The sequence below is a fragment of the Streptomyces alfalfae genome, from assembly GCF_004127445.1.
Lineage (GTDB): Bacteria > Actinomycetota > Actinomycetes > Streptomycetales > Streptomycetaceae > Streptomyces > Streptomyces alfalfae.
On the sequence record NZ_QEXM01000020.1, the window covers coordinates 62,300 to 76,361 of the forward strand.

14 protein-coding genes are annotated in these 14,062 nt (G+C 72.7%); 5 read left to right on the plus strand and 9 right to left on the minus strand.

All coding sequences use genetic code 11. The features are described from left to right. The first annotated feature begins 29 nt into the window (after window positions 1-29). The gene (locus DCW30_RS07775) at window positions 30-554 is read left to right on the plus strand and encodes a carboxymuconolactone decarboxylase family protein (protein WP_079249870.1); all 525 of its coding nucleotides are present in this window, start codon (window positions 30-32) and stop codon (window positions 552-554) included. Window positions 555-677: 123 nt separating this feature from the next. On the opposite strand, the gene DCW30_RS07780 is transcribed toward DCW30_RS07775, so the two are convergent. Then, complete coding sequence (locus DCW30_RS07780; protein WP_076682628.1) at window positions 678-1,685, minus strand: NAD(P)H-binding protein; 1,008 nt, start codon at window positions 1,683-1,685, stop codon at window positions 678-680. Then, complete coding sequence (locus tag DCW30_RS07785; RefSeq protein ID WP_076682630.1) at window positions 1,682-2,152, minus strand: nuclear transport factor 2 family protein; 471 nt, start codon at window positions 2,150-2,152, stop codon at window positions 1,682-1,684. The genes DCW30_RS07780 and DCW30_RS07785 overlap by 4 nt, the downstream gene beginning before the upstream one ends. Before the next feature lie 179 nt (window positions 2,153-2,331). On the opposite strand from DCW30_RS07785, the gene DCW30_RS07790 reads away from it, so the two are divergent. Further along, the gene (locus DCW30_RS07790; protein ID WP_076682632.1) at window positions 2,332-2,916 is read left to right on the plus strand and encodes a TetR/AcrR family transcriptional regulator; all 585 of its coding nucleotides are present in this window, start codon (window positions 2,332-2,334) and stop codon (window positions 2,914-2,916) included. Between the two features lie 299 nt (window positions 2,917-3,215). Here the strand turns inward: DCW30_RS07790 and DCW30_RS07795 are convergent, their stop codons facing one another. Further along, window positions 3,216-5,183 carry a M13 family metallopeptidase gene (locus tag DCW30_RS07795; RefSeq protein WP_076682634.1) on the minus strand — a complete coding sequence of 656 codons (1,968 nt, stop codon included), beginning with the start codon at window positions 5,181-5,183 and terminating at the stop codon, window positions 3,216-3,218. 333 nt (window positions 5,184-5,516) lie between these two features. Between DCW30_RS07795 and DCW30_RS07800 the strand changes: the two genes are divergently transcribed. Beyond that, entirely contained in the window at window positions 5,517-6,782 is a 1,266-nt protein-coding gene (locus DCW30_RS07800) for a hypothetical protein (RefSeq protein ID WP_237283306.1), read from the plus strand. Between the two features lie 126 nt (window positions 6,783-6,908). On the opposite strand, the gene DCW30_RS07805 is transcribed toward DCW30_RS07800, so the two are convergent. Continuing rightward, window positions 6,909-7,331, minus strand: a complete 423-nt coding sequence (locus DCW30_RS07805) for a PPOX class F420-dependent oxidoreductase (protein ID WP_076682635.1) — start codon at window positions 7,329-7,331, stop codon at window positions 6,909-6,911. A gap of 61 nt (window positions 7,332-7,392) precedes the next feature. Here DCW30_RS07805 and DCW30_RS07810 point away from each other — a divergent pair, with 61 nt between their 5' ends. Further along, on the plus strand, window positions 7,393-7,995 hold the full coding sequence (locus DCW30_RS07810; RefSeq protein ID WP_076682637.1) for a CGNR zinc finger domain-containing protein: 603 nt from the start codon (window positions 7,393-7,395) through the stop codon (window positions 7,993-7,995). Window positions 7,996-8,030: 35 nt separating this feature from the next. On the opposite strand, the gene DCW30_RS07815 is transcribed toward DCW30_RS07810, so the two are convergent. Next, window positions 8,031-9,029, minus strand: a complete 999-nt coding sequence (locus tag DCW30_RS07815) for a GlxA family transcriptional regulator (RefSeq protein ID WP_076688478.1) — start codon at window positions 9,027-9,029, stop codon at window positions 8,031-8,033. Between the two features lie 250 nt (window positions 9,030-9,279). On the opposite strand from DCW30_RS07815, the gene DCW30_RS07820 reads away from it, so the two are divergent. After that, window positions 9,280-9,969, plus strand: coding sequence for an HD domain-containing protein (locus DCW30_RS07820; RefSeq protein ID WP_076682639.1), 690 nt, complete (start codon window positions 9,280-9,282; stop codon window positions 9,967-9,969). Window positions 9,970-10,002: 33 nt separating this feature from the next. Here DCW30_RS07820 and DCW30_RS07825 read toward each other — a convergent pair whose 3' ends face one another. The 4 genes from DCW30_RS07825 to DCW30_RS07840 all read right to left on the minus strand — a co-directional run bounded on the left by DCW30_RS07825 (window position 10,003) and on the right by DCW30_RS07840 (window position 14,011). Beyond that, window positions 10,003-10,866, minus strand: a complete 864-nt coding sequence (locus DCW30_RS07825; RefSeq protein ID WP_076682642.1) for a substrate-binding domain-containing protein — start codon at window positions 10,864-10,866, stop codon at window positions 10,003-10,005. 142 nt (window positions 10,867-11,008) lie between these two features. After that, complete coding sequence (locus DCW30_RS38095) at window positions 11,009-11,164, minus strand: hypothetical protein (RefSeq protein ID WP_309029599.1); 156 nt, start codon at window positions 11,162-11,164, stop codon at window positions 11,009-11,011. A gap of 273 nt (window positions 11,165-11,437) precedes the next feature. Continuing rightward, window positions 11,438-13,189 (minus strand): ABC transporter ATP-binding protein, encoded by a 1,752-nt coding sequence (locus tag DCW30_RS07835; protein ID WP_206269297.1) that lies wholly within the window; start codon window positions 13,187-13,189, stop codon window positions 11,438-11,440. A gap of 213 nt (window positions 13,190-13,402) precedes the next feature. Then, window positions 13,403-14,011, minus strand: a complete 609-nt coding sequence (locus tag DCW30_RS07840) for a TetR/AcrR family transcriptional regulator (RefSeq protein WP_062772551.1) — start codon at window positions 14,009-14,011, stop codon at window positions 13,403-13,405. Between the last annotated feature and the right edge of the window lie 51 nt (window positions 14,012-14,062).

A 14,062-nucleotide genomic window follows, 5' to 3' on the forward strand; every position in this document is an offset into this window, starting at 1 on the left:
AACCTTCACGAGTCCCAGAGGGAGCCCACATGGAGCGGCACGACCACCCGGAGCAGCGCGCCCACCAGCCGGAGCAGCACGCCCACCCGACCGTGCAGCGCGTCTACGTCGACAAGCAGAGCCCCAAGGCCTATCACGCGATGGTCGAGGCGTCGGCCGCCGTCAGGGCCACGGCGGCCGACGCCGGGCTCGACCGCATCCTCGTGGAGCTGGTCAACCTCCGCGTCTCCCAGCTCAACGGCTGCGCGTACTGCCTCGACGTGCACACCCGTACCGCCCTGCGCGAGGGCGAGACGACCCGACGCCTCGGCGTGCTGGCCGCCTGGCGGGACACCGAACTGTTCACGCCCCGGGAGCGGGCGGCGCTGGCCCTGGCGGAGGCCACCACGCACCCGGCGGACGCCGCCGCACAGGAGGCGGCGTACGCCGCCGCGCGTGAGCTGTTCTCCGACGCCGAGATATCGGCGGTGATCTGGGTGGCGATCACGATCAACGCGTTCAACCGCGTCTCCATCCTGAGCAAGCATCCGGTGCGGGGCGCCCAGGGGCGGTGAGCGGTCACAGCCGGTGCGCCGGGCGTCGACTCCCGCCGCCCGGCCGTCCCTGGCGTGGCGGACGACGGCCCCATGACGCGGCGTGCGCCACGAGTCGGCGTACGGCGAGTGCCTCCCCGGCGGTCACAGCCGCTCGGGCGTCGTGGGCGCCGCATGTGTCGGGTGCGCCGTATACGTGGGGTCTGCCGCCTGCGTCGGGTGAGCTGCGTGCCCTGCGCGAGCCAGGTGCGCCGCCACGTGAGCGGCAAAGGTGCGCGGCGCGCGGCCCGTGACGCGTTCCACGACGTCGCTGGTACGGTCCTCCGCTCCTCCGGCGATCGCCTCGTCCATGCCGGCGAGGAGATCGGCGAACGGTTCCGGCAGGCCCGTCGCGGTCAGCCGGTCCCGCATCGCCTCGCGGGAGACCGCGCGATGGCGGACCGTACGGCCCGTGACACGGGTGAGCGTGGCGGCGGCGTCGGCGTAACTGAGGGCCTCGGGGCCGGTGATGAGAGGGGCCGCGTTGTGCGGCCGTTCGTCCGTGAGGGCCCGTGCGGCGACCTCCGCGATGTCGTCGGCGTCGATGAACGCGACGCGGCCGTCCCCGGTGGCCGTCACGATCTCGCCGCGCTCGCGGATGCTTTGCGCGTGCACATGGTCACCGGTGAAGTTCTGCATGAACCAGGAAGGTCGGAGCACCGCCCACTGCGGGAACCTCTCACGGATGCCCCGGTACACCTCGCCCAGGCCCTCGTCCGTCTCCGCGATCGCCGATGACCCGAGCAGCACCACCCGCTCGACGCCCGCGCCGCGTGCCCGGTCCAGGAACGGGAGCATGGGCGCGGCCGGGTCCGGTGCGCCCACGGGCGCGACGAGGTAGACGCGGCGCACTCCGTCGAGCGCGGGGGCGTGGGTCGCCGGGTCGTTCCAGTCGAAGCGGGCCGTCTCCAGGCCGGCGGCCGGAGCGAGGCCAGCGGTCGTCCCGTGGGCAGCGGCCGGGTCGGGACCGGCAGCCGTGCCGTCATCGACCGCGGGGCCAGGATGGCGGCTCGCCACTCTGACCGCGTGCCCCGCCGCCACGAGGCGGGCCGTCACGCGACGGCCCGTCGTGCCGGTGCCGCCCGTCACCAGAACGCGCGTCGCCGTGCTCATCGGGCCGCTCCCACGAACGGCGCGTCGGCGCCGCCCGCGATCTCCAGGGCGGTCAGCGGGTTCCAGTAGTCGCGGTAGTGGGTGATCAGTCCCTCCTCGACGGTCACCACGGCCACGTACGACATCTCGAAAGGGTGCCCGGTGGCCACCGCGCGCCCTTCGGAGCGCATCTCGACGACCACCACGTCCGGGTCGCCGGTCCGGTGGACCTCGACGTACGGGATGGCGGTGAGGTCGATGTGGTCGGGATACGCGGTCATGTACGCGCTGACGGCGGCCTTGCCTTCCAGGCGGCACGGGGCGCCCGGCGGGGCGAAGGGGAACTCCATGACTCCGCCCTCGGCCCAGAGGTCGATCCACGCGTCGAACCGCTTGGCGAGGAGGAGGTCGATGCCCTGGCGGAAGACGCCCTCCGGTGTCGACGCCGGCGGGGCGTCCGTGCGGGTGCTGCTGCTGTCGTACGTCATGGCAGTGCGGTGCCTTTCGGCGTAGGGGTGAGGAGTGGCGGGCGGGGCCGCGAGGGCTCGGCCCAGCGCCACACCGCGCGGCGGGCTAATATACGGACCAGCGGTCCGCATCTAGCCCGACTATACGGACCGCTAGTCCGCTTTCGCAATCCCCGCTGCCCACTGCCCCGGAGGAACCCGTGCCCCCACCCCCTCGCAAGGAGCGGGCCGACGCCCAGCGCAACCGCGAGGCCGTACTGGCCGCCGCGGAGGAGTTGTTCGGCGCGCACGGTGACCCGGAGCGCGTGTCCATGGACGACATCGCGGTGGCCGCCGGGGTCGGCAAAGGCACGTTGTTCCGCCGGTTCGGCGACCGCCTCGGGCTCGTCAAGGCGCTCGTGGAGCGGCGCACCGAACAGCTTCGGGCCGACGTCGTCGCCGGTCCTCCGCCGCTGGGCCCCGGCGCGCCCGCCGACGCACGCGCCCTCGCCCTCCTGGACGCCCTGCTCACCCTGAAGCTCGACACGCGTCCTCTGATGCTCGCCCTGGAGAGCGCCGGCCGGGGCAGCCCGTACGACAACGACACCTACGAGCTGTGGCACGCCGAACTCACCGCGCTGCTCACCGAGGCCCGCGGCGAGCGCGACGCCGCCTTCCTGGCACACGCGCTGCTGGCCGCCGTGCGCAGCGACCTGATCGAACACCTCACCACGCATGGCACTTCCCCGGACCACATCCGCGCGGGGGTCACCGCCCTCACCCGCGCCACCCTGCGGCGGCCCTGATCCCGCCGCCTAGCCCGCACGGGCGGCTCGCACGCTGGTGGCTGGCGCCGCAGGGATCGAGTGGAGCGAGACGCGGTGCCGCGCGAACGGCTCTCTCCCGGCAGGACCGCTTGCTCGGCCACCGGGCGGCTCGCTGATGCCGCGCTCTACGAGGCCGTGGCCGGCGACGGCGACCGAACGGAACGGCCGGGCCGGGGAGGGCAACCGCACCCCTCCCCGGCCCGGCCGCCCCTCTACTGACCTGCCGACCCACCGACCACATGACCCTCCGGCCAAGCGGCCGATCGGTTCGGTTCGGCTCACCAGATCCGGACCCGATCCTCCGGGTCCAGCCACAGCCCGTCGCCCTTCACCGTGCCGAACGCCTCGTGGAACTCGTCGAGGTTGCGGACGATGTTGGCGCGGAACTCCGGCGGGGAGTGCGGGTCGATCGTGAGGTACTGCTGCTCCTGCTCCTTGCGGCGCTTGGTGCGCCAGCAGTACGACCAGTTCATGAAGAGTCGCTGGGAGCCGGTGGTGCCGTCCTCGTCGCGCGGCATCGGCGCTCCGTCGAGCGCGATGAGGTACGCCGTGTGCCCGATGGTCAGGCCGCCGAGGTCACCGATGTTCTCGCCGACCGTCAGTGAGCCGTTGACGTGCTCGCCGGGCAGGTTGCGGGGCGAGAAGGCGTCGTACTGCTCGATCAACGCCTTCGACTTCGCCTCGAACGCGGTCTTGTCGGCGGCGGTCCACCAGTCGTTGAGGTTGCCCGCGCCGTCGTACTGCGCGCCCTGGTCGTCGAAGCCGTGGCCGATCTCGTGGCCGATGACCGAGCCGATGCCGCCGTAGTTCTCCGCAGGGTCGGCGTCGGGCGAGAAGAACGGCTTCTGCAGGATGCCCGCGGGGAAGCAGATCTCGTTGGTGCCCGGGTTGTAGTACGCGTTCACCGTCTGCGGCAGCATGAACCACTCGTCGCGGTCGACCGGCGAGCCGATCTTCGCGAGCTCGCGGTCCGACTCGAAGGCGGCCGCCGCCTGCGCGTTGCCGAGCAGGTCGTCGGAGCTGACCCGGAGCGCGGAGTAGTCGCGGAAGGTGTCGGGGTAGCCGATCTTCGGCCGGAAGGTCGCGAGCTTCTCGTACGCCCGCTCCTTCGTCTCGTCCGTCATCCAGTCGAGGCGGGCGATGGACTGCCGGTAGGCCTCCAGGAGGTTGGCCACCAGGTCGTCCATCATCGCCTTGGAGGACGGCGGGAAGTGCCGTGCCACGTACTCCTTGCCGACGGCCTCGCCCATGGCGCCCTCGACGAAGGAGACGGCGCGCTTCCAGCGGGCGCGCAGCTCGGGCGTGCCGTTGAGGGTGCGTCCGTAGAACTCGAAGTTGACGCGCACGAACTCGTCCGGCAGGTACGGGGCGCAGGCGCGCAGGACCCGTGTCGTCGCCCAGTCCCGCCACCGCTCGATCGGCACCTCGGTGAGGACCGTGGAGAGGTGGGAGAGGTAGGACGGCTGGCGCACGCACGTCTCGGCGATGGTGGCGTCCGAGCCGCCCAGGCCGGTCACATAGCCGCGCCAGTCGAACTCGGGCGCGAGGGCGACCAGTTCGTCGTACGTCGTGAGGTTGTAGGTCTTCAGGACGTCACGCGTGGCCGCCCGCTCCCAGTGTCCGGAGGCGAGCCGGGTCTCCAGTGCGAGGACCGTCTTCGCGGCGGCCTCCGGCTCGGCGTGCTTGCCGAGAGTGAGCAGCTCGGTGAGGTGGGCGACGTACTTCTCGCGGATCTCGGCGAACTTCTCCTCGCGGTAGTACGACTCGTCGGGCAGGCCGAGGCCGCCCTGGAGGACGTTGAAGAGATAGCGGTCGGAGTCGCGGTCGTCGGAGTCGATGTACGAACCGAAGAGACCTGAGCCGCCGACGCGCTCGAAGCGGCCGAGGAACGCCGCGAGCTCGCGGACGTCCCGCAGCCCGGCGACCTCGTCGAGCAGCGGCTGCGCGGGGGCGAGGCCGCGGGCGGCGATGGTCTCCTCGTCCATGAAGGAGGCGTACAGCGCGGCGATCTTCTGGGCCTCCTCGGCGGAGGCGCCCTCGCCGGCCGGGGTGTCGGCCAGGTCCTGGATGATCTCCTTCACCTGCTGCTCGGCCGTGTCGGCGAGCTGCACGAAGGGGCCCCAGCTGGAGCGGTCCTCCGGGATCTTCTCCGTGTCGAGCCAGCGGCCGTTGACGTGTCCGAAGAGGTCGTCCTGCGGTCGGATGTCGGGGTTCATGCCCGGGCGGGCGTCATCCAGAATGCTCATCCTGGCAGCCTATGCGAGCGATCAGCCCGGCACGAAGGGCTTGTGCCCGGCAGAACACGGCGGATGGCCGCTCGCGGGGTTCCCACGGGCCCCGCACGAGGTCCGCGTGAGGTCCTCACGGGGTTCGCCCGGCCGCTGGCGGCATGGCTCACGATCGGGGTGCTCTGGCCCTCGCGGGCAGAGCGGCCCGGTGCTCGCGGCCGGAGTGGCTGGGTGCTCGCGGCCGGAGCGGCCCGGTGCTCGCGACAGTGACGCGCCCGCGAAATGCCCCAATCGGAGCGATAAAGTATCGCGTCAGCCTCGTCCCCCCACTGTCTCACCGGGAGCACTTCCGTGACCGTAGCCATGGCCCCGTCCGACGAATTCTGGTCGCCCGAGGAACCCGATGAAGCGGAGCCGGCCTCTCCCGAGGCAGCGGGGGCGCCTTCCCCGTCATCCGGCTCGTCCGGCTCGTCCGACTCGTCCGGGGAGGACAGGCAGTCCGCCGACGCCGCGCGTCTGATCTCCGAGGACGCCCGCGCCTTCGGGGCCTACGCGCGCACCGGCGGCTGGGCCTTCGCCCTGAAGGTCGCCCGCAGCGTCCGGCCGGGCGGGCAGGGCGCGGGCGAGACGCCGAAGATCTCCGCCAAGGAGTTCGCGGAGCTCGCGGAATGCTCGGCCGAGCGCGTCATGCGCTACTACAAGGCCTGGGACAAGGCCGCCGACGACGGCATGGTGCCGCACTTCGAGGCGCTCGCGCCGGGCATGGAGGTGGAACTGCCCGACGCCGACGTCTGGTCGACGTACTACGCCGCGCGCTCCAGCGCCCTGACCCCGCGCGGCAACGCGATCTCCGAGGCCGCCGAGGCCGAGGGCATCCGCCCCACCAAGGCCCTGGAGGTCGCCGAGAACCCGACCGCCCTGCGCGCCGCGATCCTCGCCGACCCGGGCACCGCGGAGGCGGCCCGCAAGGCGCTGATGGACCGCATCGACGAGGACCCGGCGCTCCGCACGGAGCTGGTCCGCGACATCGTCCGCACCGACGATCTCAAGAAGGCCGTCGCCGCCGAGTCCAAGGCGGGCGACCGCGTCGACTACGTCCGCCAGATCGTGGAGAAGGGCCAGGTCAAGACGCCTGCGGGCCAGATGATCGAGGCCCCGGCCGAGCTGCGCGAGGAGGCCGAACGGCACCTGTCCCTCATCGACGAACTCGACGAGGGCGAGGACTCCGGCGAGTGGGCGCGCGAGGCGTACGACACGGTGCGCGACCTCATCGCGGAGACCGTGCAGAGCAACCCGGAGCTGCGGGTGCAGGAGCGCCGCGCCAAGTTCTACAGCAGCCTGCAGAAGGCGACGAAGGTCTTCGAGGAGCTGACCTTCGACGACGTCGATGACATCGACGACATCTACGAGGACGACATGGTCGAGCGCCTGGAGGACCTGCGCCAGGCGATCGGCGCATGCATCGACGCCCTCCAGTCGGCGACCACGCAGGGGCAGACCCAGGCCCGGCCCCGGGCCTGGAGCGAGAGCGAGGCCCGGGGCGGCGAGGAGCGGACCCCGACCGTGCCCGCGCAGCAGAGTCCCGCCGACGCCTCGCAGGAGCACAGCCCTGCCTGATCTCCGGGACGGCGGGACGGCCCTGCGGGGAGTGGTTCGCCCCCGCCCCCCTCGTGCGTCGTGATCACATCACGTGGTCAACGATCCGCAGGGCCGCCGTCCGGTCTTCCGGGTGGACGGCGGCCGTCAGGGGGTGAGGGTGATGCGGATGCCGACCGTTCCGTCGAGACCGCGCCGCATCCTGCTCCCGAGCAGCGTGAGGAAACCGATGACCTTGTACTTGCGGGTGATGAGGGTGCGGTAGCGCGCGGTCACCTCGGGCGGGCATATCTCCGCGGTCGCGGGCGCCTGCGCCCCGGTGGGGTTGCCCCGCACGTCGCACGGTCCGACCAGGACGTCCGGGCGTCTGCGGATGCGCTTCACCTTCCAGGAGTCACTGACCGTCCAGATTCCGAGCGCGTCCCCGTCGCGGACGACCCAGACCGGGCTCGGCACCAGAGTGCCGTCCTTTCGGTAGCTGCTGACCAGCAGGTACTTTCCGCTGCCGAGCCGTGTGAGCTGTGCGTCCCGGTTGTCGGGAGCGTCGGGAGTGCCGGGGGCGTCGTCCATGGCGGGAGTCTAGGCCGCCCGCCCGGCCACGGCACCGTCCGTAACCGTTAACGTTGGTTACATGCCCTCATCCGCGTCCCCCGGCATCCTGATGCGCTCACACACCGGTGCCAGGTACCGCTTCGACCCGGGCGCGCTCTGCCTCGAACTGCTGACGACCGGCGGCATCGGCGAGTTCCGGCGGTATGAGGTGCTGCACGCCCCCGGCGATCTCGCCGCCTGGGCCGAGCGGTCGCGGCTCACGCCCACGCCCGACCTGCGGGTGTCCGAGGCGGAGGTGGCGGACGCCCGGCGGCTGCGCGACGCCCTGTGGCGCGCGATGACCGCCCGCGCCCTCGACGAGACGCCGGACCCGGCCGACATCGCCGCCGTCAACGAAGCCGCCGCCCGCCCGCCGCTCACCCCGGCGATCGCTTTGGACGGGGAGCGGGTCTGGACGGGGACCGCCGACGGGTCCGAGCTGCTCTCCACCGTCGCGCGCGACGCCGTGGACCTGCTGACCGGACCGTTCTCCCACCGCATCCGGATGTGCGCCTCCGACAACTGCTACCTCGTCTACGTCGACACCTCCCGCCCCGGCCGGCGCCGCTGGTGCTCGATGGAGCACTGCGGCAACCTCCACAAGGTCCGGACGCTGCGCGCACGCCGCTCCGAGGAGGACTGAACGCCCGCGCAGGGTCGTCAGGTGCGGCGGTCGCGTCATGCGCCGACGCCACGCGCCACATCAGGTTCGCCACGAGCCGTACGGAAGCGTGCGGCGTATGCGGACGGGGTCGTCCCCAGGTGCCGCGCGAAGGCCCTGCGGAGCGTTTCGTCGCTGCCCAGACCGCTGCGGTGCGCGGCGTCGGTGACGGAGACACCGCGTTCGAGCAGGATGCGGGCGGCCTCCACGCGCAGGAGCTCCACATGGGCGGCGGGTGTGCTGCCGACCTGCTGGACGAAGAGCCGGGAGACGTGCCGGCCGCTGAGACCGGCCCGCGCGGCCAGCGCACGCAGGCTGTGGTCGGCCGCCGGGTCGGCGGCGATGGCGTCGAGGAGCGGACGCAGCACCGGGTGGCGTGTCGTCGCGGTGCGGGACGCCGCCGAGAACTGGGACTGGCCGCCGGGGCGCTGGAGGAAGACGACCAGGTCGCGGGCGACCCGGCGGGCCTCGTCGGGGCCGTGGTCCTCTTCGACGAGCGCGAGGCACACGTCGATGCCCGCGGTGACGCCCGCCGAGGTCAGGACCGGGCCGTCCTGGACGTAGATGGCGTCCGGCGTGACGGTCACGTCGGGATGGGCGCGGGCCAGGTCGTCGGCGTACTCCCAGTGCGTGGTCGCCCTGCGGCCCCGCAGCAGTCCGGCCGCCGCGAGGGCGAACGCCCCGGTGCACACCGACGCCACCCGGCCCGCGCCGGGGGCGAGCCGGGCCACCAGTTCCACGAGTGCGGGGCGTTCGTCGAGGAGGCGCAGGTCGGCGGGGCCGGGGACGACGAGCGTGTCCGTCCGGCCGACGTCGGCGGCCGACACGTCCGCGGCGATGCGCAGCCCGGTGGAGGTCGTGACGTCACGTCCGTCCGGCGTACAGACCCGCACCCGGTAGGCGCCGGTGGTGCGGGCCGCCGTGTGGAAGACCTCCAGCGGGGCGGCCACGTCGAGGAGACGGACGCCGTCGAAGGCCAGGACGAGGACGTCGTGGGCGGGCTGGGGTCGGCGCATGGCCTCAGCGTAGGCGGCGGGCACCTCCGGATCCACGGTGTCCGGATCTGTGGGGTCCGGATCTGTGGGGTTCCTGTCCCTGGGGACATGGCGGGCGCGAGCCCCCTGCCCCAGGCTTGAGTGCAGCGGGCCTGGACGCGTCAGGCCTCACGCAGTCGCAGGTCCCACCCAGCAGCAGACCTCATCCAGCAGCAGGTCTCACGCAGCCGCAGGCCCGAGTGCCGCTCGGCCGATCGACAGGAGCCGCCCGATGAACGCCCAGCCACCCTCCGCTTCCTCCTCCCCCGCGCCCTTCTCCTCCCCCGCCTCCTCCGCGGCGGGAGTCTCCGTTCCTGACACCGAGCTGGCGGCCGAGGCGACCGAACTCGTCCGCGACGTCACGGACGACTTGATCTACCACCACTCCCGCCGCGTCTACTGGTTCGGCAGCCTCCAGGGCCGCAACCGCGGCCTCGACTTCGACCCCGAGCTGCTGTACATCGGCGCCATGTTCCACGACCTCGGCCTCGGCGAACGCTTCCGCTCCAGTGGGCGCCGCTTCGAGGTCGACGGCGCCGACGAGGCCCGCCGCTTCCTGGAGAGCAGGGGCGTGCCGGAGGACGGTGTGCGGCGCGTCTGGACGGCCATCGCGCTGCACACCACCCCCGGCGTCCCCGAGCACATGGAAGCGGAGGTGGCCCTGGTGACCGCCGGGGTCGAGTACGACGTGCTCGGCATCGGATTCCACGACGTCAGCGCGGACGACCGCGCCGAGATCACCGCGCTGCATCCGCGTCCCGACTTCAAGCGACGCATCCTGAAGGCGTTCACGGACGGGATCGCGCCGAAGCCGGAGACGACGTTCGGCAATGTGAAGGCCGATGTCCTGGAGCACTTCGTGCCCGGCTTCACTCGGGGCGACTTCGTACGGGTGATCCAGGACTCTCCCTGGGACGAGTAGCGCGGCGGCCCTGCGGTCCCGGCCCGGTGCCCGTCAGGGCTTCACGGTCTCCAGCGCTTCGGTGAGCGCGGCGCAGAAGCGGGCCTGTTGGCGGGCGCTGGGCGGCAGTTCGGGGTTCCAGGGCAGGGACCGGACGCCCGGCCCCAGGGCGTCGCCGAGTTCGGCCGCGTTGCCGCGCACGTCGGTGAGCACGAGATCGGGTTCGAGGGCGGCGGCCTCGGCCCATGTCGTCGTGGTCCAGTTGCCGCCCTGCCCCGACGCCGGGTCCACGAGCCCGACGCCGAGACCGGCGAGCGCGGCCAGGTCGGGCCAGGCGTCGGGCCTCGCCAGATGGACGGAGTCGGGACCCGCCGGGGAGAGGGCGAGCACACGCGGCCGTACCCGACCGGCCGCGGCCTCGCTCAGCCTGCCCTCCGCGACCGCGAGTTCCTGGTCCGCGTCGGGCTGTGCGGGAGCGCCCAGGCTGCGGGCGAGGGCCGTGACGCGCCCTCTGACACCGGCGAGGCTGCGGCCGCGGCCGACGTCGAGCACGACGAGCGGCACCCGCTCCTCCAGGTGTTTGGCGGCCTCCGGATCGATGCCGTAGACCTGACCGCCGCCGTAGGTGAGGGCGACGACCAGGTCGGGCTCCGCGCCGAGCAGCGCCTCGGTGTCCAGTGCGGGCCCGGCTCCGAAGTAGGGGACGTCCGCCAGGGGCAGGTCCCCCGATTTGGCGGGGTCCGGCGCCGCCGGGTCGTCGTGCGCGGAACCGAAGACGCCGAGCGGGCGTATGCCGTGGTCGTGCAGTGCCGCGCCGGTCGGCAAGTAGGCGACGAGGCGAGCGGGACGTCCGGGCGCCCTCACCAGATGGTCCCGGTCGTCGGTGAACTCCCATTCACGGGCGGTCTCGTGTGCCATGGTGCGACTCCTCCTGCTGCTCCCGTACCACGGCCCAGCCCTTCGCGCCCCTGCCCGGCCGCGAGGCCTCCACCGTGGCCGTACCGGAGCTACCTGCCCGGGCGCGCGGCGCGGTACACCGGGTCTCCGGGCACCTCGGAGCTCAGAGCCGGCGCTCCGCGGCCTCCACCGTGTCGGTGAGGCCGCTGTTGCACGCGAGGTCCGCCTGCGGGGCGTGACGGCGGGTCAGGTCGACGATCTGCTCGAAGAGCGGCAGCAGTTGTTCCGTCTCGCGGATGCCGACGCCGACGACCACCACGTCCCAGGGCCGCTCGCCTCAGCGAGGCCTCGAGCGCGGGCCCTGCCGTTCCGTCGGCGACGACCGTGGTCACCGCGGCGTCGATGCCCCGATCCGCGAACTTGCGCAGCTCCGCGTCGAGCGCCGCCTCGACGGCGTCGGCGTTGGGCATGGCGTGCGGGTCATAGCCGATGACGAGTACGGAGGGCATGCGGCCGATCGTGACAACGGGGAGCGGCGGTGGTGTTGGCCCGCCCGAGCCGCCCCCCTCCATCCGGGCCGCCGGGCGGACGCTCACCGTGAGGCCGCCAGGAACTGCGTCGCCGCCAGTTCTCCGTACAGCCGGTCGGACGCGACCAGTTCGGTGTGGGTGCCGACCGCCCGTACCTTCCCCGCGTCCATCACCACGATCCGGTCGGCCGTCGTCACCGTCGACAGGCGGTGGGCCACCACGAGGACCGTGACCTCGCGGGATATCTCCGTGATGACGTCCCGGAGGGCCAGTTCGTTGACCGCGTCCAGTTGCGAGGTGGCCTCGTCGAGGAGGAGCAGGCGGGGTTTCCTCAGCAGCGCCCTCGCGATCGCGACGCGCTGGCGTTCACCGCCGGACAGCTTGGAACCCCGGTGGCCGACCACCGTCTCCAGGCCCTCGGGCAGCCGCTCGACCAGGCCGTCGAGGCGTGCGCGTACGAGGACGTCGCGGACCTCGGCCTCGGTGGCGTCGGGCGCGGCGAACAGCAGGTTCTCCCGCAGGGTGCCCGCGAGGACGGGGGCGTCCTGCTCCACGTACCCGATGGCGGCCCGCAGTTCGGCCAGCGGCCACCGCCGTACGTCCTCGCCGTCGACGAGGACCCGCCCGCCCGTCGCCTCGTAGAACCGCTCGACGAGGCCGAACACGGTCGTCTTGCCCGCGCCCGAGGGGCCCACGAAGGCCGTCATGCCGGGTCCCGGCACCTCGAAGCTCACGCCGTGGTGGACGTGGGGCAGATCGTCGCGGTAGCGGAAGGTGACCTCGTCGAAGACCACCGAGGCCGGGCCCGCGGCGCCCCGGGCGGACTCCCGGGCCACGTCGGTCATCGGCTCGGCCGTCGGCTCGGTCTCCAGGCGCTCGGCCTGCACGATCCTCGCGACCGCCGCCGAACCCACCTGGTAGTGCGACGCCGCCTCGACCATGCGGGACACCGGGTCGATCAGATAGAAGAGGAAGAGCAGGAAGCCGACGAGCGTCGAGACGGAGATCGCGCCGGACGCGACGCGCGCGCCCCCGATGCCGAGGACGGCGAGGAACGACACCTGCACGGCGAGCCCGACCGAACTCCACGCCACCGACTGCCACTTCGCCGACCGCACGCCGTGCCGCCACGCCTCCCGCGCGGCCTCCTGCACCGCCGCCGCCTCGCGCCCCTCGGCGCCGGACGCCTTGAGGGTGCGGAACGCGCCCAGGGCGCGTTCGAGCGCCGTGGAGATCAGGCCCACCGCCTCCTGGGAGCGCCGCGTGGCCTGCGCGATCTTCGGCATGACCAGGGACACCGCGCCGCCGATGAGCACGATCACGCCGATGGTGACGCCGAGGAGCACCGGGTCCATCAGCCCCATCAGGACGATGGTCGCGGCGAAGGTGAGCGCGCCGGAGACCGCGGAGACCACGGACTGGGTGGTCACGACGCGCAGCAGCGTCGTGTCCGAGGTGACCCGTGACATCAGATCGCCCGGCTGCGTCCGCTCCACCTCGGTGAGGCGCAGCCGCAGCAGCCGTCCGATGAGGGTGCGCCGTGCCGCGAGCACCACCGACTCCGCGGTGCGCTCCAGGATGTACGCGCCCACGGACTCGATCGCCGTGCCGAGCACCACGAGCGCGGTCAGGAGCAGCAGGATCCCGGCTATGGACTCGTCGTCGCCGAGCCGGTCCACGAGGGTCATGGCGGCCAGCGGCTGGGCCACGCCGGTCGCCGCTCCGATCAGCGTGAACAGGGCTCCGAGGGCGACGGCGCCGCGGTGCGGACGGAAGTGCCGGTACAGGGCCTGCCAGGTCTCCCGGGCGGGCAGCCGCTCCGAGCTCTCCTCGGCCGGCGATCGCTCTGTGGCGGCCTCCTTGGTGGGCAGACTCTCCGTGGTCTCCTCCCGGTCGGGGGCGGGTCTCTGCTGGGCATGGGTGAAGGCGCCTTCGGTCACGTCCGGCAGGACGCGGCGGGGGCCGCTTCCACCTGACTGACCGATGACGCGCCGCGCCCGGCGGTGGGCGCTTCGTGGGCCGCCGCGTCACCGCGTGATGGCCCCCAACAGCGTCCTGGCGCACAGGTCCCGCACCTGTTCCCGGGTGAGTTCGGGTTCCTCCAGCCACTCCAGGCAGACCGCCACCATGAAGGCCAGCCAGCCCCGGACCGCCAGTCGCAGCGCCGGCGGGTCCTGGATGGTGTCCGTGGTGGCGGGGTCCGCCGCGAGGGCCGCGAGGATCTGCCGCTCCTGGGCCGCGAGGCCCTCCGCGTAGACCTCGCGGACCAGCGGGTCGCCCGTCGCCTCCGCCCGGTGGAAGGCCCGGAAGCCCTGCGCGTGGCTCTCCACGTAACCGAGGAAGGCGTCGAGCCCCGTGGTGATCTGCTCGCGCACCGGCAGGCCGGGCTCGGCCGCGGTCAGGCGCAGCATGCGCTCGCTCTCCCGCTGGACGACGGCGGCGAAGAAGTCCCGTTTGGTCGGGAAATAGTGGTAGAGGAGTCCGCGTGAGACGCCCGCGATCTCCGCGACCCGCTCGATCCACACGTCGTCGTACGGCTTCTGCGCGAACAGCCGTGATCCGACGGAGAGCAGCTGCTCACGCCGCTCCTCGCTGGTCAGTCTGCGACGCGTGCGCTCCTGCGGGGTGGCGGACATACGAAAAACCTTACTTGACGCGAATTCAATAGCGACCCCAGACTGGGGAGC

What these genes read in the sequence shown, in the direction of transcription:
- DCW30_RS07775 (WP_079249870.1), top strand. Translation starts at nt 30, where the DNA reads ATGGAGCGGCACGACCACCCGGAGCAGCGCGCCCACCAGCCGGAGCAG.
- DCW30_RS07780 (WP_076682628.1), bottom strand. Translation starts at nt 1,685, where the DNA reads ATGAGCACGGCGACGCGCGTTCTGGTGACGGGCGGCACCGGCACGACG.
- DCW30_RS07785 (WP_076682630.1), bottom strand. Translation starts at nt 2,152, where the DNA reads ATGACGTACGACAGCAGCAGCACCCGCACGGACGCCCCGCCGGCGTCG.
- DCW30_RS07795 (WP_076682634.1), bottom strand. Translation starts at nt 5,183, where the DNA reads ATGAGCATTCTGGATGACGCCCGCCCGGGCATGAACCCCGACATCCGA.
- DCW30_RS07805 (WP_076682635.1), bottom strand. Translation starts at nt 7,331, where the DNA reads ATGGACGACGCCCCCGGCACTCCCGACGCTCCCGACAACCGGGACGCA.
- DCW30_RS07810 (WP_076682637.1), top strand. Translation starts at nt 7,393, where the DNA reads ATGCCCTCATCCGCGTCCCCCGGCATCCTGATGCGCTCACACACCGGT.
- DCW30_RS07815 (WP_076688478.1), bottom strand. Translation starts at nt 9,029, where the DNA reads ATGCGCCGACCCCAGCCCGCCCACGACGTCCTCGTCCTGGCCTTCGAC.
- DCW30_RS07820 (WP_076682639.1), top strand. Translation starts at nt 9,280, where the DNA reads ATGAACGCCCAGCCACCCTCCGCTTCCTCCTCCCCCGCGCCCTTCTCC.
- DCW30_RS07825 (WP_076682642.1), bottom strand. Translation starts at nt 10,866, where the DNA reads ATGGCACACGAGACCGCCCGTGAATGGGAGTTCACCGACGACCGGGAC.
- DCW30_RS07840 (WP_062772551.1), bottom strand. Translation starts at nt 14,011, where the DNA reads ATGTCCGCCACCCCGCAGGAGCGCACGCGTCGCAGACTGACCAGCGAG.